Raw genomic sequence first — 24847 nt, 5'->3', positions numbered from 1 at the left:
TAGCTTCCTATGCCTGAATATCATCCATAGATTTGTAACCAGGCATAGCCAAGCATTGCGATTATCTCCTTATTTCTTATCTTTCTACTTGGCTCTCCCATCACAACAGCAAGTACCCGATTATTGTCCCTTATAGCAGTCACTGAAATACAGGCTTTTGCTATACGCGTATACCCTGTTTTTAAACCGTCTATTTCCGGATGATTTCTTAGCAGCTTGTTTGTATTAACTATCTGTAACCGGTGCTTGCTGTCTTTTTTGATTATCTCTTTATATTTGCTCGAATAATTTAGAATTTCTCCACCTTTTAGAAGTTCCTCTGATAAAATAGCCATATCAAAAGCAGAGGAATAATGTCCTGTTTCATTCAGTCCATGCGGATTTAAAAATTGAGAGTTTTTAAGATTCATTTCCCCAGCCTTTTTCCCCATCATGGATACAAATTCCTCACACGATCCAGCGATGTATTCTGCCATACCAATTGCCGCATTATTTGCTGAAGCAATCACAATACATTTTATCAAATCCTCTACACTCAATTCCTCTTCTGGCTCAATTGCAGCCTTTGATCCCCTTACCGATCTGGCAAATGGGCTTAATCCTACCTTATCTGTAAGCCGTATACGCCCTTCCTTAAGCTCTTCAAAAATGAGAAGAAGGGTCATGATTTTAGTAAGGCTTGCGGGAGGAAGCCTTTCATTCATGTTTTTCTCAAACAAAATTTTACCTGTGTTTACATGCATTAATATGGCTGAACTAGCATTTTCGGCTAGAGAATGTGTCATCCGTAAATCTTCACCTTTCCTCCTAAAATAATAATACCGGCCAACCAGAGTCCTTTTGCTTTAAAATCACATTCAAAACTAAGGTTCTGGTTATCCGGTTTTTTTATTTTCCGCGGGACTTTCTATTAAATAACACTATTGTTCGCGGGGGCGTTTTTTTTCGGGGACAGGCGGCAATTCGTTTACAGAGACAACCCGATCTGTCTTCTTGCTTGGTTTTTTCCAGTATTGTTCGTTATTTGGCAGATCATCAAACCATGATGCAGTTGGCGGGCACTCTAAAACCATCAGCTTCCCATATTCTCCGTCACGCGATTGGTGATATTTCAAGAATGCCATTCCATTCTCAATAGCAAGAATTTCAATCTTCCCAGATGTATGACTCATGACCAATTTGACACGTTTGCCAAGGCCAGAGGTCTTCGCCTTCGCTTCCTCTACGATTTTGTACGCCTCTTCCAAAGGCAATACAAACGATGAATTTCCGGCTACCGGCCGATTGATGAAAAAGTAATAAGGTGTGACTCCTGCCCAAGATAGTTTATCCAGCAAAGCGCCAAGAACAGTCGGGTCGTCGTTAATACCCTTCAGTACCGGCGTTTGATTGACAACCACCACCCCGGCTTCGTGGAGGGCATCAATTGCTTTAAGGGCCTGTGGTGTTATTTCGCGTGGATGATTAATATGGGCCATTACATATATTCTTTTGTTAACAGAAGAATGCTCTTTAAGTAAATCCAATAACTCTTTATCCTCGGAAATCCGCATCGGATTAAAAACAGGAATTTTGGAGCCAATCCTGATGATTTGTACATGATCAATTTCACGCAGACTTTCAAGAAGCCAGCGTAACTTTGGCGTCCCCAGCATCAGGGGGTCCCCGCCTGTTAACAAGACGTTATTAATTTCTGGTGTATTTCTAATATATTCCAGACCGGGGGTCACATCAGTCATCGCTTCTTTCACATCAGAACGAAACAAGCGCTTGCGAAAACAGTATCTGCAGTAAGCGCCGCAGACTTCAGACACTAAAAGCAGCGCTGTGGTGGAATATTTATGCTGGCACCCTTCTACAACATAGTTCGTATCCTCATCTGAAGCATCCCATCTTCCGTACTCGTTTAATTCCTCGGAGGCGGGAATGACTAGTTTGCGAAGCGGGTCATTTGGATCAGACCAGTCAATAAGATTAAGGTAGTAGTCATTTACCCGGAAAACAAATTTTTCTGTAACAACCTGAAGTGCTTTTTTTTCCTCCTCACTTAGGTTTGGTATTTTATTAATGTTTGTTATATATTTCGGTTGTTTATCCATCATAAATCCCCCAATATGGCACTGATAATCTATGAATCTAAAGTTTTACGATTTTTCTTATCAAATAAATATTTCGAGAATAATACCGGATTTAGAAAAGCATGATAAAAGGTCTCATCATCATAGGCTTTCATAAGAGAAACCTTTGCTGATTTGGAATTCGGCTCGATAAACCAAATCTCTCCGTCCTGATCAATTCCGAAGTCAATGCCAATTTCCCCAAATACTCCATATACTTTCTCTAATGCTTTATAAATTTTAGTAAGAAATTTGTGGATTTTTCCCGTTAATTTATTTATCTTTTCATCCGAATATTGTAAGAATTCCTTAAAGAAATATTCGATGGGATATGCTGAGGAATGGATGGTGATAGGAGATTGACTTATTCCAATTCTTGAACAAACTCCAAGTATATTAAGCTTTCCTTCCCCATCTCTCTGTAATTCGGCACGAAAATCGACTTTACTGTCCTCTACTTTTAATAGGTTGATGGCCTTTTGGATGATAAATTTCCTTTCACCGTAAAACTTTTGAATCTCTTCGATTAATTCAGCCCATTCAACTTGACCAATTGACAACACGTCATCCACATAGTAACTATATTCAAATTTCCCTTCTGGGAGTTTCCGAACCCGAAAAATCCACTTGCCACGTCCGCCGCGCACGCCTTTTAAATAGGCTTCATCATTCTTCTTCAAAAACTTTTTCAAATGTCTTTCTTGCTCATACACAACAGAATAAGGAAGATATTTCCTTACCTTGTCGTTTTGACTTAAATCTTGATAGACCTCCCATTTGTCAAAGTACGATTTAGAATTAATCTTAACCACTTGACGCTCTTCAAATATTTGTTCAATATGCTCGAAAATAAACCTGCTTGGTCCTCCCCCTGCCCGGCGATTATAGAGAACATCTGGCAAAGGAAAATACTGCTGTTCCCATTTGTTCAATTCGAAATTAAAACTAGTACCATAGACAAGATTCTGCTTAAAATCAAAATTGTTTGTTGAAAAGTAATAGAGGGTTACATCTGCTTCAAAGCTTGCTTTTGCAAGTGCTTCAAGTCTCGGGTAGCTTTTAAAGTGACTTTTCTGTTTAATTAATTTTCGGATAACGGCATGGTCAACAAAAACACCAATGACCGGCCGATTGAAAGTATTGAATTCTGGCATATCCGCTGTAGCTAAAGGGCTCTCCTCTTGCTGAATGACTGAAGATTCCTCCATAACGATTTGACTTAAACTGACCCGAGCCTCCTGATTATTGAAGAGCAGATCAGAATTAACTTTTACTGCACCATGTTTTTTTAGGATATCCTCAATATATGCTTCAATAAATTTACTTGGGCCCTTATTTATCAGGTAATTGCAAAAAAGATTAGGAAAAGGAAATTTTTCTTGCTTCCATTCATTTAAATTCACATCAAAATAAGTACCGTAAATAAGATTATTCTTAAAATCAAAGTTTTTAATAGAAAAGTAAAAAAAGGTCACATTTGCATCCTGGCTCGCTTCGGCTAGTTCTGCATATCTTAAATAACCTTTAAAGAGTTCTTTTTGTTTTTTTAAATGGCTCACTACTGAGTGGTTAACTAAGACACCAATACTGGGCCGTACCGAAATACTCAACTGTTTTGCCTCCCTCTTTGTGTGCACTATCTTTTGCATAGTATGAAATTTTGCCACGAAAAGGAACGAAGTTTAATTTTACATATATAAAATGTGTATGCGTTTAGCGAAATTAAAAATGGGTACGTATGCTTGCCAATTAGCTAAACCAATTTCAAGTTAAACCATAGTATATACTGTAAAAAATTCATATTTAGGGGGATTAGCTATGTATCCTCTCCGTTTACCCATACCAATGATTGCCGTAACTGGCAGTGCAGGAAAAACAACGACGAAAGAGATGATAGCCTCGATTTTGGCAACCAAGTGGAAAATTTTCAAATCGAAAAAAAACAGAAATCAACGCTATCATACACAACGGCATGCAAGTCTAATTAAACCTTCACATCAGGCTGCTGTTCTAGAATATGGCATGGGCCGGAAAAGATCTGGGAAAATTCATTGTAGTTTTATTGAACCAAATATTGGAATTATTACGAATGTAGGTGCGGCACATTTCGGGGTATTAGGAAATAGCGTGAAAAAAATCGCTAAATCAAAATCAGCTCTCATTAAGTATATGAAACAGGATGGGCTACTGTTCCTAAACGGTGATGATGAAAATTCTAAATTATTGGAGACCCGCAATTTCCAAGGTGAAATCATTACGATCGGCATTCAAAATGATTGTAATTACAAGGCGAATAATATAAAGTTCCTGCCGAATGGAATGAGTTTTGAAGTTCAATTAGACGGCCATCCAGAAGAGTTTATGATTCCATTTTTCGGTGTGCATAATGTTATGAATGCTTTATTTGCCATAGCAGTCGCACATCGACTTCACTTTACTCCTTCGGATATTAAAACAGGTTTAGAAAGGGCACCAGTTCCTTTGCACAGGTTAAATATGATTGAATTAAGCAATCACTCCCTCCTTATTGACGATAGTTTCAGTTCTAATCCACCAGCAGCAAAGGCGGCAATCGATGTCTTAAATAAGATTGCAGAGACCAAAAAGAAAATCGTGCTCCTTGGAACCATGCTGGAGCTTGGCGCCTATTCAATGGAAGGACATAAAGAGGTAGGACGGTATTTGGCCGGAAAAGGGATTGAAATAATTTTAACCTTCGGAGAAGAAGCAAAGTGGATTGGTGACGGTGCAACAGAAGCCGGCTACGCTAAAGAAAAGATTTATCATTTCGATGATCGTGAACAATTACATCAATTTTTAGATAACACCCTTACGCATAATTCAGCCATCCTCATAAAAGGCTCAAATAAAATGAACATGAGCCTAACTTCCCAATATTTAAATGAAAAATATGGAAAACAGCCCTAAAATCTCAGAATATCACATGAAGGGAGTTACCTATGCATAGACCTCTTAACAATAAAATGAAAAAAACTTTAGTGCTGCTCAATCATCCTGATGTTAAAAACCATGTACCGGTTACTAAATGGTTTACCGAACAAAGGCTAATCAGTATGATAGATACCTATCCAACTCTGTTCATCAAACCAAATAAAGGAAGAATTGGGACAGGAATTGTTCGTTTAAGAAAGAGCGACGGCCCTTTTTATGAAGTCCATTATTATAATCAGGCTGAAAAATATGAAACCATTGAACAAGCTTTAATCGCTGTAAAAGAGAAAATGATTCCAGGAAAAAGGTATCTTATCCAACAGGGCATTGAGCTAGCCACTGTTCTTGACCGTCCTTTTGACTTTCGAATTATCATGCACAAAATGAACGGCCGCTGGGAAAAGTCTGCTTGGTGTGCCAAAATTTCACCTCCCCAAATGATTGTGACCAATCACGCCAGAGGGGGCATCATCATATCTGCCGAACAAGCGCTGGCAGTTAATAAACATCTATTTGATTATAAAAAAGCCCTCACCGAGTTAACTGATGTGTGTTACAGAATTTGTACAATCTTCGATGATCACTTTTCCTTTTATACTTTAGGCATTGATATGGCCATTGATAAGAATGGTCACATTTGGTTTATTGAAGCAAACACTATGCCCGATCATGCCATGTTTCGCAAATTGGGGGATCCGCGAATATACAGAGAGTTAGTAGGAAAAGAGCGCGAAGTCCTTAGAAAAGCGAGAAATTCACTTGAAAGTTAAAAACCGCAGATAAGAATGCGGATAGATGAACTAAAAACAAAAACCCCGCAAGATACTCACTCCATCCTGCAGGGCCCAGATTTTTAATTTTCTTCTATTTCTCTACGATTTTTCTTAAACAACTTAGACAGCACTTCATACACAATTGGAACAACGATTAAGGTTAATAACGTTGAACTTGCTAAGCCGCCGATAACAGTAATGGCAAGACCTTTCGAGATTAATCCTCCGCCACCTTCACCAAGTGCCAATGGGATTAGCGCGCCAATGGTAGCAATAGCGGTCATGAGGATTGGGCGAAGACGTGTAGCCCCGGCCTCCAAAACAGCTTTCCTCATACTCAAGCCATCGCGTTCCATATGAATAATCCGGTCCACCAAAACGATGGCGTTCGTAACAACGATACCAATCAGCATCAACAGCCCCATCATGACCGAAACGGAAATGGTTTCTCCTGCAATTAACAAACCTACAAAGGAACCAATCACTGCAAATGGCAGTGAAAATAGGATGGCAAACGGTGCAACACCTTCACGGAAAGTAACAACAAGGATGAAGTAGACGATTGCAATCGCTGCTGCCATGGCCGCACCTAGCTGGGTAAAGGTTTCCGTCATATCTGCTTGGACACCGGCAACGCCAACGGTTACTCCCTTAGGGAGATCCAATTTATCTATTTCTTTTCCCACCTTAGAGGTTACTTTCGAAAGGTCTTTACCTTTGATTGTTGCTGAAACGGTCGCATAGTATTCACCTTTACTGCGCGCCAATGTATTCATCGTGGTCCCCTTCTTGACAGTCACTAACTCAGAGAGCGGCACATTTGCCCCCGCTGCCGTCGGTACCTGTTTAGAAAGCATCTCATCGATTGATTCCGGCTGGGCCGTTTGGGCCTGCTGAACGATGACGTCTAAAGCTTTCCCGTCTTTGTCAACAGTTGTTAATACATCCTTCGTTTTCTGCGGATTTAACATCATCACAAGCTGGCCAGTTGTTAGCCCATATTTTAGCAGATGAGCTTGTTCAACTCGGAAGGTATACTCGATATAAGCATCCTCGGCAGTTGAAGTCACATCTTTTAAATCTTTATGTTTCTTCAGAACTGATTCGACTTTTTTTACTGAATCATTCAGTTTATTTAAATTTTCACTGTAGAACGTATAGCTGACTTCATTGGTCGATCCCGACATGGATGAGAAGTTCTGGCTTTTCCATGTTCCCGATTGGCCAAGACCTGTTACATACTTTTCAATCTTCTCCTTAACGGATGGGAAGTTCTTCGTATCCGGATCAAAAATCAGATACATTAATCCCCCTTTTGATCCGCCGCCCATCATGGCCCGCTGCGGGTCGCCTTCTTCGGTAATGGAGATTTGAACAATATCAATATCTTTACGTTTTAGCATTTTTTCTTCGACTGCTTTAACATTTTCTAAGGTCTGCTCGTGAAGTTCGCCGGCTTTTGGTGTGTAGGATAAGTATATGACCTTATCTTCTTCGCTGCCCATGAAGCTGAAACCAATTAGTGGCGTTAATGCTAAGCTGCCGGCTAATAACAGTACAGCCAAAATAGAAGCGATGACTTTATGGTTAAGTGCTTTTTCCAAAAACCACTTATACCATTCGGCAAGCTCCCCGGCATCTTTATGACGGATGGCCGTCTTCTCGCTGTATAATTTTTTCCTGAACAAGAAATGCGAAAGAGCCGGTACGATGGTAATAGCCACGAGCAATGAGGCTCCAAGTGAAAATGCCATCGTTAAGGCAAACGGTGTGAACAATTCACCCACCATACCGCCTACGAAAATCAGCGGTGCAAAAACGGCGACCGTTACCAATGTCGAGGACATAATCGGTTTGAACATTTCAATGGTCGCTTCACGGACCAAGGCGCGCCCTGTTAACATCTCTTCCTTTAAATGCAGGCGCCGGTAAATATTTTCCACGACTACTATGGAGTCATCGATCACCCGGCCGATCGCAACTGTTACCGCCCCAAGTGTCATGATATTTAAAGTGATATCCATCCAGTTCAGAATCAGCAGGGCCATTAGAATCGACACTGGAATTGAGACGATAGAAATAATCGTCGATTTAAAATCACGCAAGAATAATAGAATGATAAAAACTGCAATCAACCCGCCAAAAACGGCCTTTTCAACCATCGTATTCACAGATTCCTGAATTGGTTTTCCTTGGTCAAGGGTTACATCGATAGTAAGCCCATCATATTTGGCCTTTTCATCTTTTATTAGTTTCTTTACCTTATTAACGACATCAACAGTATTAGCCTGCTGGGCTTTGACAATTTGAATGGCAATCGCGTCTTTGCCGTTTGTACGGGAAATCGATTGCACCTTACCGATTGTCTTAACCTCAGCAATATCTCCAAGTTTCACAACCGGTGATGGATTAGCTGCTGATGGTGTAACAGGAATTAGCATATTATTTAGTTCATCCACCGTCATGAACTTTCCGTCAATTGCAACAGCCTGCTCGCCTTCCTTAAACTGGTAAAGACCTAAGGAAACAGCCATGTTGCTCGCTTGAATCATTTGTTTTACTTTATCTTCTGTTAAACCTAACTCAGCCAATTTAGCCTTATTGTACGTAAGGTCTACTTCGTCAATATGCTGACCAGTAATGGTTGCAGATGCAACACCATCCAGTTTCTCAATTTTAGGAACCAAGCTTTCCTCAACGGTTGATGTAAGCTCAACAATATCCTCTTTTGAACTGCTGACACTTAGCGCAACGACAGGCATCATGTTCATGCTGATCGCTGTGGTCGTTGGTTTCTGCGCCCCTTCCGGCATTTTCAAGGAATCCAATGCCGATTTTAATTCACGCTTTGCCTCGTCCATATCGATCCCATATTCGTATTCCACCTGGATGCTCGCCATATTTGAATAGGAATTGGAATAAACGGCTTTTACGTGATCAAGGCCCTCCGCCGCTTTTTCAATTGGCATGGAGATGTCCTTCATGACCCGTTCTGGGGTGGCACCAGGATAAACGTCCGTTACCATTAAGTACGGAATGGAGATATCGGGAATCATCTCGGTTTTCATTCGTATACCCGAATAAATACCAGATACCGTAATGATGATAGTCAATAACCAAACAGCTAATTTATTTTTCAAGACAAAATTGACTAACCCTTTCACTATTACACCTGCCCTAAATTGACTTAATGAACTCAATTCCTTATAATAATGACCAATCAGTCATTTGTCAATGAAAGACCATAGGAGCGGGGTCAATAGATGATCAAAAAACAATTAATTATGGAAAAAGCGTTGGAGCTTTTTGCAGAGCAAGGGTTTGAGGCCACTTCGGTACAGCAAATTACTGAGCATTGCGGTATATCTAAAGGAGCTTTTTACCTGTCTTTTAAGTCAAAGGACGAATTGATTATTGCTTTAATCGACCAGTTTATGATGCAGGTTGTTACTGACATTGACCGCATAGTCAGAGATACTAACGATGAGCAGCTTTTATATGAATTTTATTATTCAATTTATCAGTCTTTTCACAAGCATTCTGACTTTGCCAAGATACTCATGAAGGAGCAGTCGCAAACACTGAATAAAGAGCTCATTCAAAAAATGAGATCTTATGACAAATTATTAGAGGACACTATCCTTTCGATGATTGAACGTTTATACGGGGGCAGAGTCCAAGAGATAAAATATGACTTAATGTATTCGATAAAAAGCTTTATGAATATGTATTCTCATTTATTTGTATTCTACAGCATTCCAGTAGATTTGAAGTTACTGGCTGACTCCCTTGTGGAAAAAACAAATTTGCTGGCTAACAACGCCACCGTCCCATTTGTTTCTATGGAGCTTCACCACATGATGGAGCCCATGAATGAAGAAATAACGAAGGAACAAATCCTAGACACTCTTGAACAAAAAATCGCAGAAATAGAAGAGCCAATTGAGAAAGAATCGTTGATTCTGTTAAAGCAGCAGCTTGTAGAACCGGCCTTCAGTCAGGCAATTGTGAAGGGGCTGCTAGAGAATATTCGGAATCATCCACATTGTAAATGGATCACCTATTTGCTTCGCCGGTATTATAAAGTTTAAATTAAAGCCATCCATAAAAAAAAGCCGAGATTACTCTCTCGACTTTTTTTATGTCGCTGGATGACAAGTCTTTCATTTCTTCGCGCCATCAATCCTGAGAATCTAGCTGTACAATCATTCCAGTTTGAATAGATTCATAACAAGCCTGAATAGCCCTTGTGTTATTAATTGAATTTTCTGCGGTGTAGGATGGTTCACCATCCTCTAAAATGACGTTTGAAATATGTTCGACCTCTAATTTATAAATATCGCCGGTAATTTTTTCTTCTCTTTTAACGAATTCCTTCTGAACAATGACTAAGCCTTCCCCGCCTTGATGGTCTGGGCGGAATGCTCGTGGGACTTGAATTTTTCCTTCCGTTCCGATGATTTCATACTCAGCTCTAAATGTCATATCAAAGCTGCAATCAAAATAACCGGTCATTCCGTTTGCTAGTTTCATGTAGACAAATGCTGAGGTATCCACCTCATGGTCCGGGTCAATGTTGGCATGAACATGGACTTCGACAGGTTCTGTTTGCAATACATTGCGAATCGCATGGACACAGTAGCAGCCCACATCATAAATACTTCCGCCGCCTTTTTGCTTATCCATTTTGATATTCCCTTCCCGCTGGGCAAGTAAAAATGAAAAGCTAGCACGCATGTATTTCACTTCACCGATTTCATCTGAGGCAATAATTTCCCGGACCCGTTCATGCTGCGGATGAAACTGATACATAAAGGCTTCCATAAATTTCACATTTTTCTTCCGGCAAAACTCCGCCATTTCCCTTGTTTCATCAGGAGTCATTGACGCTGGTTTTTCGCAAAGAACATGCTTGCCATGCTTTGCCGCTTCCATCGTCCATTGTTTATGTAAATGATTAGGCAGTGGAATATAGACAGCATCTATCTCGGGGTCTTGAAGAAGTTCCTCGTAGCTGCCGTAGCTTTTTGGAATGTTAAACTTCGCCGCTACTTCCTCCGCTTTTCCACTACCACTGGCGATAGCCGCCACTTCCGCATTTTGCGCTCGGCCAAATGCAGGGATTAACTCTCTTTGGGCAATTTTTGCAGTACTTAAAATACCCCAACGAACCTTTTTCATTTGATCTCATCCTTTTCATTTATAAATTAGACACCTGAGTAGGCCATAAATCCGCCGTCGACCGGAACCGTAATTCCTGTTACAAAGCCGGAATATTCTTCATCCACGAGCCATAATAACGTACCAAGCAAATCCTTCGGCTCCCCGAAACGTTTCATCGGGGTGTGAGTGATAATTTTTTTCGACCTTGGTGTATGAGAGCCATCTTCATTTAATAGTAGATTCCGATTCTGAGTCGTCAGGAAAAATCCTGGAGCTATGGCATTCACTCTTAGTCCTGTTTCAGCAAAATGGACTGCCATCCACATTGTAAAGTTGTTAATGGCGGACTTAGCAGCACTATATGCCGGTACTTTAGTCATTGGCGAGTAGGAACTCATCGATGAAATATTGATAATCACCGGGGAATCCTGTTTCAGCAGTTCCTTTCCAAAAACTTGACAGGCTGCAAAGGTGCCAGTGAAATTACTGGAGAACACCTTATTAAATCCAGTTTCCTCTAATTCAAAAAACGATTTTTGACAATGACCTTCTGTAAAGGTTTCTACATCGGTTATCGCATCAGGATGGTTCCCGCCTGCTCCATTTATTAAAATGTCAACCTTCCCGAAAGCATCGATTACTGAATCCTTGGCACGTTCTAAGGAAGATCGGTCAAGAATATCGGCAGCAACGGCAATAGCACATCCACCTGCACTATTTATTTCTGCTGCGACTGCTTCTCCCTTTTCTAGCGTCCGATTGACAATCGCTACATTTACTCCCTGACGTGCCAATTCCCGTGCCATTTCAGAGCAAAGCACACCACTTCCACCCGTGATCACTGCCGTTTTTCCCTTTAAATTCTCATGTAATGGCAGCATTTATTTTCCCTCCTGTTTCACCGTTTGATAGGCATCCCATAATCCGAGCAGGTGCATAATCCCTAGGGCCCGGTCATACAGCCCATATCCTGGCCTGCATTTTTCTCCCCAAATGTGTCTTCCATGGTCAGGCCGAACATAACCATCGTATTGACTGTCGGATAATACTTTTACAACCCCTTTAATATCAAGAGAACCATCAGAAGATAAATGGGATGTCTCGATAAAATCCCCATTTTCAAAAATTTTGATGTTACGGATATGCGTAAATGGAGACCGCTCCGCAAAATCAGCAGCAAGTTCCACTATATTATTATCAGAATTAGAACCAAGCGAGCCTGTACAAAAGGTTATTCCGTTAGATGGGGAATCTGATATTTTCTGAAGCCTTTCAAGACTTTCTTTCCCAGTTATAATTCTTGGCAAACCGAAGATGGACCATGGCGGATCATCAGGATGAATCGCCATTTTGATGCCAGCCTCTTCCGCGACAGGCAGGATTTCATATAAAAAGTAAGCAAGGTTGTTCCATAAATCCTCCTCTGTCAATTCTCGATAGGCAGCAAATAACTCTTTTATCCTGCCGATTTTCTCAGGCTCCCATCCAGGAAGAGTAAAATCTGAGTAATTTGAAAAGGTTTCAATAAGCTCCTGTGGGTCGCGGTTCTCGACCTTTTCTTTTTCATAAAACATGGATGTGGAGCCATCCGGCAACGCCCGAAACAGCTCAGAACGGGTCCAGTCAAAGATTGGCATGAAATTATAGCAAATTACTTTCACACCAAATCCACCTAAATTACGTATCGTTTGTTTGTAGTTTTCGATATAGCGGCTGCGTTCAGCATTTCCAAGTTTGATAGATTCGTGGATATTTACGCTTTCTACCACGTCTGCATGAAAGCCAAAGGACCTTATATAATTGACCTCAGACTCGATTTCATGCTTCTCCCAAACTTCGCCAACTGCTTTCTGATGAAGTCCCCAGACAATTCCTTTTACGCCCGGGATTTGCTTTACATGCTCCAGTTGAACCGTATCATTCCCCCGGCCAAACCAGCGAAATGTCATATTCATCTATTTCCCCCCATTTGCATACATAGTCCTTACAGGGCTTTCCATTTAGTTTATTAGAGAAAGGATGCCGAGTAGTCAGCATCCTTGTCCATTAAAAGCATTTCCTTTAGTATATTGGAATCGTTTACAGATTTACTTCTATCCTAGCATATCCATTTTTATCAAATCAATAATTTATTCATTAAACAAACAAATTTTCCATATATACTTAAATGAATAAAAAAACGCCCAGAGCAGAATTACTCTAAGCGTTTTTTCTCCATATTTTCACCATTGCTATTGTATACTTCTTTTAGCGCAATACTCTAGCCGCACTTGTGAATTTGGCTGGGTCGTAAGATGAAATCTTCACCACATCACCTGTTTGCGGCGCATGAATATATTGTCCGCCGCCAATATAAATACCAACATGATAAGCGGGGTTACCCCTAAATACAAGATCACCCGGCTGCACTTGGCTTGGTGAGATTCTTGTTCCAACATTCTGCTGGTCACGTGAGACCCTTGGTAGACTAATCCCAACTGCATTTCTAAACACGTATGAAGTAAATCCAGAACAATCAAATCCGCTTGGCGTTGAACCGCCCCAAACGTAAGGAACGCCTAAGAATTGTTTTGCATAAGAAATAACCTTATTTGCCGCATCTGGATCAGATGGACTGGCAGCGGCAACCGTTGGCGCTGGCGCTGGGTTTGAAGCAGTTTTGACGGAAGGCTGCTGCACTTGCGCTGGCTGTTGCTGCTGGGCCAAGCGTGCTTGACGCTCTGCTTCTTCCCTTGCTGCTATTTGAGCCTGACGCTCAGCCTCTTGTTGAGCAGCGAATTGGTCCTGTTGATCTTGTAATTGGGTTTGAGCTGCCGCCAATGCCTGCCCAACTGCAGCTTTATCTTCTTCAATCTGTTTCTGTTCAGCAGCTAATGCTACCTGGCTCTTATTTAAATTAGCTAACTCATTTTGCAGTTTATCTTCTGCATCTGTTAATGCTTGTTGTTTTTCCTTTAACCCGTTCAGTTTGTCCGTGTCATTTTGAATAATTTGCGAAATCGCTGAAAAGCGTGTTAAAAACTCAGATAGATTATTAGATGAAAGCAAAACCTCTGCGTAAGCGGCGACGGAGATTTTACCCTCTGCCTGAATACTTTTTAACCGCTCGGAGTATGCCTGTTTGTAAGCTTCCAAGTCATTTTTTGCTTTTTCAATTTCAACCTTGGATTTTTCGATTTCCCCTTGTTGAATTTGAATTTGGTCGTTCAAATTTTGACTTTTCTCTATCGCTAAGTTAATTCGGTTATCTAATTGTTGAACTTGTGTTTCAAGGTCATCGACATGCCCTTGAGTCGCATTAATTTGGCTTTGTGTAACATTTCCTGGTTCTGCAAAAGCAGGTGTTGCTTGTATCAAAGATGCGAGGACGACAGCCGATACTGTATATGTAAATAGTTTTTTTATCATCACAAATCTCCTCTAGCTTCCTATTATTATTTCAAATTCTTAATCTATTATTAGTTTATATTCCCATTAGACTAAAAACAATGAAACTGTCGGATTTGTAATGTAATTGTAATTTTATGTAGAAAAATATGACAAAAATTTCGACATCTACGGAAAAAGGGCCAGATCCCGCACCTAATAATGCGGGTTGACTGGCCCTTTTTTTTAAAACTCAACGTTTCAATTTTTCACCGTTTCTTTTAAAAATTATACAAGCTTATGAGAATACCATTTCTCCCCTTTGAATCTTCCAGTAAAAATCAATCCACGGACCGCCCATTCGATTACCATAGCGGCCCAAACACCGATAATACCAAATTCAAGGGTAATTCCCAAAATATACCCAAGGACAACACGGAGCAGCCACATCGACAGCAACGATGCGACTGATGTAAAGTTCGAATCTCCAGCTGCCCTTAGTGCTGATGGCATAATAAAACTAAGTGACCACAAAAATGGCTGAGCTATAGCAACGATTAAAGTCATCATAAAAATGGTTCCAACAATCTCTTCAGGTGGACTGAACATTTTGATTAATAGAGGATACAACGGCACAACAATTACTGCAGCAATCACAAAGAGAATCGAGGAAAAACCAATCAGCGATTTAGTAAATTTCCTCGCATCCGTGGTATTCCTTTGCCCGATACATTGCCCGACAACCGTTACACTTGCAATACTTAAGGCATTGGGACCAATTTGAAATAACAAAGCAAAGGAATTGCTGATCGCGTAGGCCGTCATTGCCATGGTCCCAAGTTGGACAATAAACGTTTGGGTTAACAGCTTTCCGCCATTGAAAAATAACTGTTCCGCCGCAAAAGGCAGACCTATAAACATTACTTTTTTAAGGATGGATATATCTATTTTCAAAGCCTCTTTTATTCGGAAATGAATTGTCTCATTGTATTTTATGATATAAATCATGGAAGCTGCCATTCCAATTACTCTTGCTAAAATAATCGACATCACAAGACCTTCCACACCCATATGAAAAATGGTTATAAACAACACATTTAGGATGGTGTTCGTTACATTCATGATTAAGGATAATTTCAAGCACGGCTTTGTCTCCCCAACACCTCGCAATGAACCGGACACAGCTTGAAAGATGGCGATGAAGGGATAAGAAATACAGCTGCCAATTAGGTAGATTCTAGCATTATGAAATACATCCGCTTCCGCTTTACCAAACAGGATATTTAAGGTTGGTGTATGAAAAATGATAACAAGGGAACTGATCAATACAGAAAATAAGGTAACAGCGGTTATTGCCTGCGTTGCCGTTTTGGAGACCATCCCCATGTTCCCGCTGCCTTTATATTGGGCCACAATTACGGTACCTCCTGTCGCCACGGCAATAAAAACATTAACTAGGAAAATATTCAATGAATCTACCATACTTACCGCACTGACTGCAGCCGCCCCTGCGGAGCTGATCATCGCGGTATTTAAAAAACTCATCAAGACAAGGAATGCCTGATCGACAAAAAGAGGAATAATGATAGCAATCATTTCCCTGTAATCAATCGATTCTCCGCTAAAATATTTATTTAACAATGGTTTTGCCTTACTTTTCATCATTCCAATGGTATTATTCATTCTCAACACTTCTTTGTTAAGATTTAATTTGTTAAATGATAGTGATTATTATACCACTTTTACCAAACTATCAAATCAACTAAAAAGTGCCTTCATTTCAAATCTTAAGAGGCAGTTTCATTCTATATTTCCATGTAACATGAACAGGTATTCAATTAACATAAAAAAAGAAGGCCTGAAGAGGTGGAGTACAGGAAGGCCCACTCTACGCAGTGCCTTTTCGACTCCCCCTTCCGGACCCTCATTGTTACTATTTATTTCATTTCTTGTATTTTGCGTTAGCGATAATTTTCTTAATTGCTTCTGTTAAGACGATTGCATCCATACTATACGCGACGGAATCGAATCCCATTTCAAAGTTTTTCTGAATATCCGGTTCAGAACCAGCAAAGATAAAGGCAAATTTACCAGCTTTTTTGCAGGCATCAATGATTTTTTGAATAGCATCCTTAACCTCGGTATCTTCAAATTGACCAGGCTTACCCAAAGCGGTGGACAGATCAAACGGCCCTACAAAGATGCCGTCTACACCATTAAGACCTACGATTTCCTCAATATTTTCCAGGCAGTCAAGAGTTTCACATTGTGGAATGATCAAGGTTTCGCTGTTGCTGACCTCGAAATAATGATCCAATCCTTGTGAAGCATAGTCTGTGTACCAGAAGGAGCTGCCGCTAGTCGGCGCAATGCCGCGTTCACCGATTGGATAGTATTTTCCGTACTTAATTATCTTCTTTACGTCTTCAACAGATTGTACGTTAGGAATGATTAACCCCATTGCACCCACATCGAGCATCTTTAGAATAGAGTTTCGTTGTCCGTCTTTAACCCGAACAAGCGGGGTAATTCCAGCCAATTTGGCTGCACGTATGTACGTTTGCGCACTTTCTACATCAAATGGCCCGTGTTCCGAATCGACGACCACATAATCAAGTCCTGCATACCCTAAACACTCAACAGCAGCAGCACTTCCAATTACATGAAATGTGCCCAAAGTATTTTCACCTTTCAGCATTTTTTCTTTTATTTTGTTCTTCACGTTATTTTCTCCCATCATTTTAGATAATTTTTAAAAACTGCCGGGATTCTTCTCCTAGCAGTTTATTAATAAATATATATAGTGTAGAATTATGTTTTTTTAATTCCTCACCCCATACATCCCAAGGATAAAGGTGAGGAACGGAACGATCCCTCACCTTCTATGTTATACAATAAGTCTGATTAATTCATCTTTCATTTCGACACTCACGTCTTTGGTTGGAATCACATCTAAATATTGACCGGAATTGGTAATGACTACCGGAGTTTTAACATCGTAGCCTGCTGCTTTAATTCTTTCAATGTCAAATTGAATCAGCAAGTCTCCCTTTTTAACGGTATCCCATTGTTTTACATGCGCAGTAAAAAATTGACCGTTCAGATTAATGGTATCCACCCCAACATAAATTAAGATTTCAGCTCCATCTTCTGATGTAATCCCTATAGCATGGTCAGTTGGAAAAAGAGTAGTAACCCTACCATCCACCGGAGAAACCACTTCACCCTTGGATGGTTCAATGACAATACCTTTTCCTACCACTTCAGTTGAAAACAACGGATCTTCAATTTTGCTTAAAGGAATAACTTCTCCGCTTAACGGGCTTATAATGGTTTCTCGCTTTACATCCGCTAGTCCAAATTCTTTAATCGTTTTGGCCGATTCAGCGTTATTTTTTCCTTCATAGCCTATCACTAATGTAAGAACCAGTGCAATTATTAACGCCACTATAGTCCCGATTAAATAGAGCCCGATTGGTGTAAAGACAGGAATAGATAAGAAACTTGGGAGAGCAAAGGCAGTCCCTTTTACTCCAAATGCCCCATTAATTGCGCCGCCAATTGCTCCGGCTATTGCCACAATTACCATCGTTCGTTTGTACCGTACAAGAATACCATATGTAATGATTTCAGTTGTACCAGCTAAGGCACTAGGAATAAGCCCTGACCCGGCTAGTGTTTTCAAGTCCCTATCCCTAGTTTTTAAGAGAACCCCAAGCCCCATCCCGATTTGCGCAAATGGAGCTGCTGCTACCATCGGGCTAATCGGGTCACCGCCGGTTGCCAGATTTGCAATCATGATTGGAACAACTGCCCAGTGAAGACCTAATATGGTCAAGAATGACCATGCAGCCCCCAGCACTGCTCCTGTCAAAATACCGCTTTTTGCACTTAAAAATTTGATCACAAATGCTAAGCCCCCTCCCACATATGTACCAAAAGGGCCAAAAACAAGTACTGTTAAGGGAACGATTATCGCTAATGAAATAAGTGGATTCAAAAACATTTGTAAGTCTTTATATATTACTTTTTTCAAAAACTTATCTAATACGGCGTATATGGAAACAGCAATTAATATTGGAAAAACGGTTGAGGAATAGTTTGCTAATATAACCGGAATCCCTAAGAAATCTACGTTTTGAGCTTTTGATGCTACTAAATCCGTATAATGGGGTTCCAAGAGTGCAGCACCGATCGCACCGCCGACATAGCCATTAGCTCCAAGTTTTGTGGCTAATGTAATGCCGAGAAAAACTGGAAAGAAGTAAAAAATAGCATGTCCAGCTGCAGAAAGAATGGCAAAGGTTCCGCTTTTAGGAGATAACCACCCTAATGTCAATAGAATTGATAATAAAGCTGAAATGAGTCCGGATCCAGCAAGTACCCCTAAAATAGGTGCGAAACTTCCACTGATTACTCCTAATATTTTATTCATGACCGTTTCTTGTTTTTCTTCAGCCACATCTTTTGAAGTATTAATCGCGTTCACATTTATGATCTCCTTGATTGAAATTTACGTTTTTACAAACTTTTCGTACAGCAACTTCATCTTATTATTACTTTTTTCAATGGGAATCATCCTTATCATAGACTTTTAAAAAAAGAAACCATTCGTAAAAATACTCTTTTTACGAATGGCTTTTACAGGTATCTCCACTCATACCAACTAAATTTATCAAATTTTCACAACGTCAACCAAGTTGACAAAGTTTTTTTAAAATGGTATTATGTTATTATCAACTTAGTTGACATCAATTTGAATTGGAGTGATCAAATGTTTAGTATTGGAGATATGGTCATCTATTCCGTACATGGCATATGCAAAATTGATGATATTTGTGAAAAAACAGTATCTGGTAAAACAAGCCTGTATTATGTATTACATCCTACGGAAGGCAATAATCAATTAACAATAAGTACTCCTGTTCATAATAGTAAAGTAGTTATGCATGAACTTCCTGATAGTGAGGAAGCAAATGAAATAATTGAGTCCTTTAAATATCCTGGGGTAAAATGGAATGACAAGCCTAACATCCGGCACCAGTTATATTCGAATATTGTAAATTCAGGTGATCGAAAAGAAATTGCCAAATTGGTAAATACGCTTATGAGGCAAAAAATTGATGTTGAATTACGCGGAAGAAAACTTTATGAACAAGACCGTAAACTTTTGGACACAATACAAAGTATCCTATTTAAAGAATTAGCTATTTCTCTTGAAACGACTTCTGGAGAAATAAATGAAACGATCATTGATTTAATAACTGAAAATAACTAATTATTTTCAACGAAAGAGAAACCTCCTCTTGTATTAACAAGAGGAGGTTTCTCTTTAATCTAGCAATGATTATTCTATTCCCCAATCTAACTTTAATAGCGCCTTAAGGATTTTTAGTTGCTCTGCACCTATTTTTTCTGCAATTTTATTCTCAAACTGTTCTTTTAGAGCCGCGTTTTTTTCGTAGCATTCTTCCCCTAAGGCTGTTAACTGGATGCACTTCTCTTTTCTGTTATTTTCTGCATTGCTGATTTCCACTAATCCCTTTGCAGCAAGGTTTTTCATAAATTTATGGATCGCCTGACGGGAAATGTCTACGTTTTTTGTAACATACGCGATGGTAGGTCTCTTTTTATAAATCCTGGCCATGATATACCACTCAGAATTTGAAATATATATATCACTTTGGTCATTCCATGCTTTCTCCGAAATTCTTCTGACCAAAGTATGACGCTCACTTAATAAATCTATAAGGTCTAAATTTTGTAATCCAGAGGCGGAACTCAAACGATTCACTCCAATCATCTTCTTCGCCACTTACTATACAAAATTCGGTTATTAAATGTCAACTTACTTGACATCTATTGATTGCAACCTATATTGCATTCACATCCGGCTGATGAATCCCAAAAACAATTTTTAACCTAATGCCACATCAAGTATCATCATCAATACGAAACCAACCATTAAACTCATAGAAGCCAAATCTTTATTGCCATTTTCTTGAGAACCTGGAATGACTTCTTCGGTTACCACAAAGATCATAGCTCCAGCCGCAAAACTCAATGCATAAGGTAATAACGTTTCAATAAATGCGACAGCAAATGCACCGATGAGAGCAGCAATCGGCTCAACCATACCTGAAAATTGCCCGTATAAGAAGCTCTTTCTGCGGGACATTCCTTCTCTTCTTAATGGCATGGAAACCGCAACGCCTTCAGGAAAGTTTTGAATACCGATTCCAAGGGCCAGCGTCAAAGCTCCGGCTAAGGATGCTTCAGTTCCTCCATTTGCAAGTGCACCGAAAGCAATTCCGACCGCCAACCCCTCCGGTATATTATGTAAAGTGATGGCGAGCACTAACAAAGTACTTCTTTTTCTCCCTTTCGGATGATATCCTTCTGCTTTACCAATCGGCGCATTCGGATGAAGATGGGGTAAAATTTTATCAATACCCCATAAAAAAATACCTCCTATTAAAAAACCAAAGGCTGCCGGAAACCAAGTTCCTATAGGATTATCTCCCGACATTTCGATGGCTGGGGCCAGTAATGACCAATAGCTGGCCGCAATCATGACACCGCCCGCAAATCCCAACATACTATCCATTAAGCGCTGGTTGATTGTTTTCGTGGCAAAAACTAAGGCAGCCCCAATAGCAGTCATTCCCCAAGTAAATAGAGTAGCTATGAATGCTTGAGTAATAGGGTTAAATTCTTGAAAAAACTCTACCATTATAATGAACCCCTTTATAGAACGAAATAGTGTTATCGGAATTTCCCCAATCATTATTTCTAGATTGTTGAAATTTAGCTAATAATATCCGGAAAAATCAGAGCGTTTTTAAACCGTTGCCATCCTACAAAAAACCATTGAGCATATAAATGTTTTTTACCGAGGTATGGTAAACTTAAAAAAGTGACGAAGTTTAAAATATTTAAGAGGTGGCAGCAGTGAAAACAGTCGTAGTGATTGGCGGTGGAATTACGGGGCTATCAGCCATGTATGAATTGCAAAAATGGAAGAAGAGAAACGGATTAAACTTAAGGCTGATACTGGTCGAAGCGTCCCAGCAGCTTGGCGGGAAAATCCGAACTGTCAAACAAGATGGATTTATCATGGAGGCAGGAGCGGATTCCATCGTGGCCCGCAAAATGGAGTCCATGTCTATATTTGAGGAACTTGGTTTAGCGACAGAAATTGTCTACAATGCGACAGGCCGATCGTTTATTTACATAGATGGAGAATTAAAGCCCATTCCGGATGATGCAGTTTTCGGTATTCCTGCAAGTATTGAATCACTGGCGAAGAGCACACTCGTTTCTGCCGAAGGAAAAGTGGCGGCACTGAAGGATTTTTATACAAAAAATGAAACGTTCACCAAGATTGACTCCATCGGTTCTTTTCTGGAGCATTTTCTTGGAAGGGAATTGGTTGAAAAACAAATTGCCCCTGTCCTATCCGGTGTCTATTCCGGAAAACTTAGTGACTTAACTATCGCCTCCACCCTTCCCTATTTAATTGATTATAAAGAAAAATACGGAAGTATCATCAAGGGCCTCGAAGCAAATAAGCAGAAATTTAAAGGTGGAGAAAGGAAGTTTCTTTCTTTTCAAAATGGCTTAGGCTCGCTTATAGATGCGTTTGAGGAAAAGCTCGATGAAGTGGAAATTTTACTAAATACAAATGTCACGAAAATAGAACAAGAAGGCAGCAATTACCAAGTGGTTCTAAACAATCAGGAAATCATCCAAGCGGATTATATTATCCTTAGTATACCGCATACGGTTGCTGGATCCTTAATCAATGACCCTGATCTGTCACAGGATTTCGCCGGGTTGAAAAACAGTTCATTGATTAGTGTGTATGTCGGCTTTGACGTGCCTGACAGTGTCCTTCCTGCTGATGGAACAGGGTTTATCGCCGCGAATACAGATGAGTTGTCCTGCAACGCCTGCACTTGGACAAGTCGGAAATGGGAGCATACATCTAAATCAGGGAACCTGCTTGTTAGATTGTTTTATAAAAGCAGCCATCCTGCATTCGGTGGATTAAAGGAAATGGATCAAGAAGAACTCCTAAAGGTTGCACTTGGTGATATTCACAAATCCCTTGGTATTACCGCCAACCCTGCTGACAGTGTAATTACCAAATGGACCGAACAAATGCCGAATTATTTGATTACCCATCCGAAGAGTGTTGAAGCACTTGAAAGCAAAATGGCAGCCGTTTACCCGGGGGTTATCCTAGCCGGTTGTTCTTACTATGGCGTGGGAATCCCTGATTGCATTGAAAACGGGATAGATTCAGCCAAAAAGATTGTTCAGACGTTCTAACATTTAAAGGATAGCTGCTTTTATTCAGCTATCCTCTTTTTAAATTAAACATTATCAAACAGGTAATTCAACTATAAAAGCAGTCCCTTCATTTTCTTTACTTCTTACATCAATGTGACCACCATGCAGGTCGATAATTGTCTTAACAATGGATAAACCGAGCCCTGTCCCTTCAATGGTTCGAGTTCGTGCCTTGTCTGCCCGATAAAAGCGGTCAAAGATCCTTTCTAATTCCAAATTATTCATCCCTATTCCTGTATCCTCAAAAGTCACATAAACGGATTTCCCTCTTTTTTCAATCGAAATATCAATAGTCCCATTTGGTCTATTATATTTCATAGCATTGGACAGAAGGTTATCCCAGACCGTATTCAGCATGGATGGGTCGCCGACAATCTCGATATCCGGCAGGGAATAGCTTAGCATGATCTCTTTTTCATTTATTGCCCATTGGTGAATTCGCACCAATTCCTTGATTTGCGCGCCAACATTAAATGGATTTTCCCTTAAAATATCCTCATTTCGATCTAGCGAGGCAAGGAGCAATAATTGCTTTGTTAAGGTGGAAAGCCTGCTAATTTCACCATTAATAATAGATAAAAATTGGTTTCTTTCTTCTTTACTTAACGATTGATTTTCTAATAGGTTCGTATATCCTTTAATATTGGAAAGCGGCGACTGGATATCATGAGAAATATTCGAGATAAATTCCTTTCTCATGTCTTCCATTTGTGCTAATTTTCTCGCCATCCGCGAAAAACTTTCGGAAAGTTCCCCTAACTCATCATGGCGGGTACTATCCAATTCCACATTAAAATCGCCGTTTGCCAGTGATTTTGTGGCTTTTGTTAGGTTAGAAATTGGTTTCACTAAATATTTTGTATTAATTAGGACCATCACAATGCTCAAAGTAATTGCCAGTACAAGGATCCAACCAAATAAAATGTGCATCTCGTTGAAAAGGAACTTGATATCCGGCCTAATAAAAAGAGCATAGGTTTTTCCTTTATGTTGCAATGGAACACCAATCGTATTCTTTAGCTCATCAGCAAAAAAGCCCGTAACAAATGTTTCCTGAGGAAAATGAAGCATTCCGTGAAAAATATCGCCCCTTAATACATCCTGTTGAGTGGAAACTGGAAGACTTTTATCCCGAAACGGATCTCCCAAAAAGATTCGGTTTCCATCCTTATCGACAAGGCATATTTGATAACCGACTTTAGTGATGCTTTTTAGATACTCCGTCAGGCTTATCTCAGGATGCGCCTCCGCAAAGGCAGCAATATCTAGTGCCACCTTTGTGTTTTTATCGTCATTATAAGGCTTCAATTTTTGCTGGTAATAGATATTGGAGATGAGGAAAGCTAAGATAAAGCTTATCAGCATCATTCCAATCGTAATCACGATAAATTTCACATAAAGTGTTTTCATTAATGTTGGACCTCCAATAAATATCCAACACCGCGGATTGTTTTTATTTGAAAGTCATGCGTCAACTTAGAAAACCGTTCTCGTAATCTTTTTATATGAACATCTACGGTCCGCGCATCTCCTTCATAATCCAAGCCCCAGATTTGTTCAATCAGGTGTTCTCTGGAAAACACTTGTTTAGGATTAGCTGCAAGATAATATAAAAGTTCAAATTCCTTTAAAGGCAAGAGTAATGTTCGGTTCTCAATCTGAACTTCATAGCTCTTTTTGTTGATGGTTGTACTGCCAACTCTTAGGATCGATTCATCAATTTGATGATCATATCGCCTTAACAATGCTTTAATACGGTATGTTAACTCCCTAGGTTCAAAGGGCTTAACGAGATAATCATCGGTTCCTGCTTTAAATCCCTGCTCCTTATCTTCGATTTGATTTTTTGCCGTCAAAAGAATAACTGGAATGTCATAATCTTTACGAATCTCTTTTGTTAAATCATAGCCATCCATAAACGGCATCATCACATCCACTACTGCTATATCACAGGCATCTTTTTTCAGCATCTCCAATGCTTCCATTCCGTTCTTCGCCTGGAATACCGTATAGCCTTGTTCAGATAAGTGTATATTTAATAGCTTTAATATATTGATATCATCGTCAACAATTAAAATATTTGGCATTCAATGGTTCTCCTATTTTTCTCTATCTGTGAAA

At 39.9% G+C, this 24847-nt stretch carries 20 protein-coding genes; 5 read left to right on the top strand and 15 right to left on the bottom strand.

Annotation, left to right across the window (positions count from 1 at the left end):
• Nucleotides 1–20: 20 nt before the first annotated feature.
• The 3 genes from V5M37_RS05900 to V5M37_RS05890 all read right to left on the bottom strand — a co-directional run bounded on the left by V5M37_RS05900 (nucleotide 21) and on the right by V5M37_RS05890 (nucleotide 3727).
• A complete protein-coding gene (locus V5M37_RS05900) occupies nucleotides 21–785 on the bottom strand; it encodes a D-alanyl-D-alanine carboxypeptidase family protein (RefSeq protein ID WP_423801196.1) in 765 nt (254 codons plus the stop codon).
• A gap of 135 nt (nucleotides 786–920) precedes the next feature.
• Nucleotides 921–2102, bottom strand: coding sequence for a KamA family radical SAM protein (locus tag V5M37_RS05895; RefSeq protein WP_423801195.1), 1182 nt, complete (start codon nucleotides 2100–2102; stop codon nucleotides 921–923).
• Nucleotides 2103–2128: 26 nt separating this feature from the next.
• Nucleotides 2129–3727 (bottom strand): YheC/YheD family protein, encoded by a 1599-nt coding sequence (locus V5M37_RS05890; RefSeq protein WP_423801194.1) that lies wholly within the window; start codon nucleotides 3725–3727, stop codon nucleotides 2129–2131.
• A 208-nt stretch (nucleotides 3728–3935) separates the two neighbouring features.
• On the opposite strand from V5M37_RS05890, the gene V5M37_RS05885 reads away from it, so the two are divergent.
• Both V5M37_RS05885 and V5M37_RS05880 read left to right on the top strand, forming a co-directional pair.
• Entirely contained in the window at nucleotides 3936–5045 is a 1110-nt protein-coding gene (locus tag V5M37_RS05885; RefSeq protein ID WP_423801193.1) for a UDP-N-acetylmuramoyl-tripeptide--D-alanyl-D-alanine ligase, read from the top strand.
• Between the two features lie 32 nt (nucleotides 5046–5077).
• The gene (locus V5M37_RS05880) at nucleotides 5078–5839 is read left to right on the top strand and encodes a YheC/YheD family protein (protein ID WP_423801192.1); all 762 of its coding nucleotides are present in this window, start codon (nucleotides 5078–5080) and stop codon (nucleotides 5837–5839) included.
• Nucleotides 5840–5922: 83 nt separating this feature from the next.
• Here the strand turns inward: V5M37_RS05880 and V5M37_RS05875 are convergent, their stop codons facing one another.
• Nucleotides 5923–9006, bottom strand: coding sequence for an efflux RND transporter permease subunit (locus V5M37_RS05875; protein ID WP_423801191.1), 3084 nt, complete (start codon nucleotides 9004–9006; stop codon nucleotides 5923–5925).
• Nucleotides 9007–9105: 99 nt separating this feature from the next.
• Here V5M37_RS05875 and V5M37_RS05870 point away from each other — a divergent pair, with 99 nt between their 5' ends.
• Complete coding sequence (locus V5M37_RS05870; protein WP_423801190.1) at nucleotides 9106–9933, top strand: TetR/AcrR family transcriptional regulator; 828 nt, start codon at nucleotides 9106–9108, stop codon at nucleotides 9931–9933.
• Between the two features lie 88 nt (nucleotides 9934–10021).
• On the opposite strand, the gene V5M37_RS05865 is transcribed toward V5M37_RS05870, so the two are convergent.
• From V5M37_RS05865 to V5M37_RS05835, 7 genes are all read right to left on the bottom strand, one after another.
• Nucleotides 10022–11023 carry a Gfo/Idh/MocA family protein gene (locus V5M37_RS05865; RefSeq protein WP_423801189.1) on the bottom strand — a complete coding sequence of 334 codons (1002 nt, stop codon included), beginning with the start codon at nucleotides 11021–11023 and terminating at the stop codon, nucleotides 10022–10024.
• Nucleotides 11024–11049: 26 nt separating this feature from the next.
• Nucleotides 11050–11886, bottom strand: coding sequence for an SDR family oxidoreductase (locus V5M37_RS05860; RefSeq protein ID WP_423801188.1), 837 nt, complete (start codon nucleotides 11884–11886; stop codon nucleotides 11050–11052).
• The gene (gene uxuA, locus V5M37_RS05855) at nucleotides 11887–12960 is read right to left on the bottom strand and encodes a mannonate dehydratase (RefSeq protein WP_423801187.1); all 1074 of its coding nucleotides are present in this window, start codon (nucleotides 12958–12960) and stop codon (nucleotides 11887–11889) included.
• Between the two features lie 292 nt (nucleotides 12961–13252).
• Nucleotides 13253–14413 carry an NlpC/P60 family protein gene (locus V5M37_RS05850; RefSeq protein WP_423801186.1) on the bottom strand — a complete coding sequence of 387 codons (1161 nt, stop codon included), beginning with the start codon at nucleotides 14411–14413 and terminating at the stop codon, nucleotides 13253–13255.
• Between the two features lie 246 nt (nucleotides 14414–14659).
• The gene (locus tag V5M37_RS05845; RefSeq protein ID WP_423801185.1) at nucleotides 14660–16054 is read right to left on the bottom strand and encodes an MATE family efflux transporter; all 1395 of its coding nucleotides are present in this window, start codon (nucleotides 16052–16054) and stop codon (nucleotides 14660–14662) included.
• A 259-nt stretch (nucleotides 16055–16313) separates the two neighbouring features.
• Nucleotides 16314–17093 (bottom strand): HpcH/HpaI aldolase family protein, encoded by a 780-nt coding sequence (locus tag V5M37_RS05840; protein ID WP_423801184.1) that lies wholly within the window; start codon nucleotides 17091–17093, stop codon nucleotides 16314–16316.
• A gap of 165 nt (nucleotides 17094–17258) precedes the next feature.
• Entirely contained in the window at nucleotides 17259–18860 is a 1602-nt protein-coding gene (locus tag V5M37_RS05835; RefSeq protein WP_423801183.1) for a glucose PTS transporter subunit IIA, read from the bottom strand.
• A gap of 285 nt (nucleotides 18861–19145) precedes the next feature.
• On the opposite strand from V5M37_RS05835, the gene V5M37_RS05830 reads away from it, so the two are divergent.
• The gene (locus tag V5M37_RS05830; RefSeq protein WP_423801182.1) at nucleotides 19146–19649 is read left to right on the top strand and encodes a CarD family transcriptional regulator; all 504 of its coding nucleotides are present in this window, start codon (nucleotides 19146–19148) and stop codon (nucleotides 19647–19649) included.
• Between the two features lie 69 nt (nucleotides 19650–19718).
• On the opposite strand, the gene V5M37_RS05825 is transcribed toward V5M37_RS05830, so the two are convergent.
• Together V5M37_RS05825 and V5M37_RS05820 are read right to left on the bottom strand one after the other, a co-directional pair.
• Entirely contained in the window at nucleotides 19719–20174 is a 456-nt protein-coding gene (locus V5M37_RS05825; RefSeq protein ID WP_423801181.1) for a MarR family winged helix-turn-helix transcriptional regulator, read from the bottom strand.
• 114 nt (nucleotides 20175–20288) lie between these two features.
• Nucleotides 20289–21104 carry a ZIP family metal transporter gene (locus tag V5M37_RS05820; RefSeq protein ID WP_423801180.1) on the bottom strand — a complete coding sequence of 272 codons (816 nt, stop codon included), beginning with the start codon at nucleotides 21102–21104 and terminating at the stop codon, nucleotides 20289–20291.
• Between the two features lie 218 nt (nucleotides 21105–21322).
• Between V5M37_RS05820 and hemG the strand changes: the two genes are divergently transcribed.
• Nucleotides 21323–22705 carry a protoporphyrinogen oxidase gene (gene hemG / locus V5M37_RS05815; RefSeq protein ID WP_423801179.1) on the top strand — a complete coding sequence of 461 codons (1383 nt, stop codon included), beginning with the start codon at nucleotides 21323–21325 and terminating at the stop codon, nucleotides 22703–22705.
• Nucleotides 22706–22759: 54 nt separating this feature from the next.
• Here hemG and V5M37_RS05810 read toward each other — a convergent pair whose 3' ends face one another.
• Together V5M37_RS05810 and V5M37_RS05805 are read right to left on the bottom strand one after the other, a co-directional pair.
• Nucleotides 22760–24136, bottom strand: coding sequence for a sensor histidine kinase (locus V5M37_RS05810; protein WP_423801178.1), 1377 nt, complete (start codon nucleotides 24134–24136; stop codon nucleotides 22760–22762).
• Nucleotides 24136–24813: a response regulator transcription factor gene (locus tag V5M37_RS05805; RefSeq protein WP_423801177.1), complete on the bottom strand. Its 678-nt coding sequence runs from the start codon at nucleotides 24811–24813 to the stop codon at nucleotides 24136–24138. Before V5M37_RS05805 ends, V5M37_RS05810 begins: the two co-directional genes overlap by 1 nt.
• Nucleotides 24814–24847 lie beyond the last annotated feature (34 nt).

This window comes from Neobacillus sp. SAB-20_R2A, assembly GCF_049568635.1.
Lineage (GTDB): Bacteria > Bacillota > Bacilli > Bacillales > Cytobacillaceae > Neobacillus > Neobacillus citreus.
This window is presented reverse-complemented; position numbering and strand designations above follow the sequence as displayed.

Excerpts from the sequence above, each read along its gene's own strand:
- V5M37_RS05900 (WP_423801196.1), bottom strand. The coding sequence starts at position 785 with ATGACACATTCTCTAGCCGAAAATGCTAGTTCAGCCATATTAATGCAT.
- V5M37_RS05895 (WP_423801195.1), bottom strand. The coding sequence starts at position 2,102 with ATGATGGATAAACAACCGAAATATATAACAAACATTAATAAAATACCA.
- V5M37_RS05885 (WP_423801193.1), top strand. The coding sequence starts at position 3,936 with ATGTATCCTCTCCGTTTACCCATACCAATGATTGCCGTAACTGGCAGT.
- V5M37_RS05880 (WP_423801192.1), top strand. The coding sequence starts at position 5,078 with ATGCATAGACCTCTTAACAATAAAATGAAAAAAACTTTAGTGCTGCTC.
- V5M37_RS05870 (WP_423801190.1), top strand. The coding sequence starts at position 9,106 with ATGATCAAAAAACAATTAATTATGGAAAAAGCGTTGGAGCTTTTTGCA.
- V5M37_RS05865 (WP_423801189.1), bottom strand. The coding sequence starts at position 11,023 with ATGAAAAAGGTTCGTTGGGGTATTTTAAGTACTGCAAAAATTGCCCAA.
- V5M37_RS05860 (WP_423801188.1), bottom strand. The coding sequence starts at position 11,886 with ATGCTGCCATTACATGAGAATTTAAAGGGAAAAACGGCAGTGATCACG.
- uxuA (WP_423801187.1), bottom strand. The coding sequence starts at position 12,960 with ATGAATATGACATTTCGCTGGTTTGGCCGGGGGAATGATACGGTTCAA.
- V5M37_RS05850 (WP_423801186.1), bottom strand. The coding sequence starts at position 14,413 with ATGATAAAAAAACTATTTACATATACAGTATCGGCTGTCGTCCTCGCA.
- V5M37_RS05845 (WP_423801185.1), bottom strand. The coding sequence starts at position 16,054 with ATGAATAATACCATTGGAATGATGAAAAGTAAGGCAAAACCATTGTTA.
- V5M37_RS05830 (WP_423801182.1), top strand. The coding sequence starts at position 19,146 with ATGTTTAGTATTGGAGATATGGTCATCTATTCCGTACATGGCATATGC.
- V5M37_RS05825 (WP_423801181.1), bottom strand. The coding sequence starts at position 20,174 with ATGATTGGAGTGAATCGTTTGAGTTCCGCCTCTGGATTACAAAATTTA.
- V5M37_RS05820 (WP_423801180.1), bottom strand. The coding sequence starts at position 21,104 with ATGGTAGAGTTTTTTCAAGAATTTAACCCTATTACTCAAGCATTCATA.
- V5M37_RS05810 (WP_423801178.1), bottom strand. The coding sequence starts at position 24,136 with ATGAAAACACTTTATGTGAAATTTATCGTGATTACGATTGGAATGATG.
- V5M37_RS05805 (WP_423801177.1), bottom strand. The coding sequence starts at position 24,813 with ATGCCAAATATTTTAATTGTTGACGATGATATCAATATATTAAAGCTA.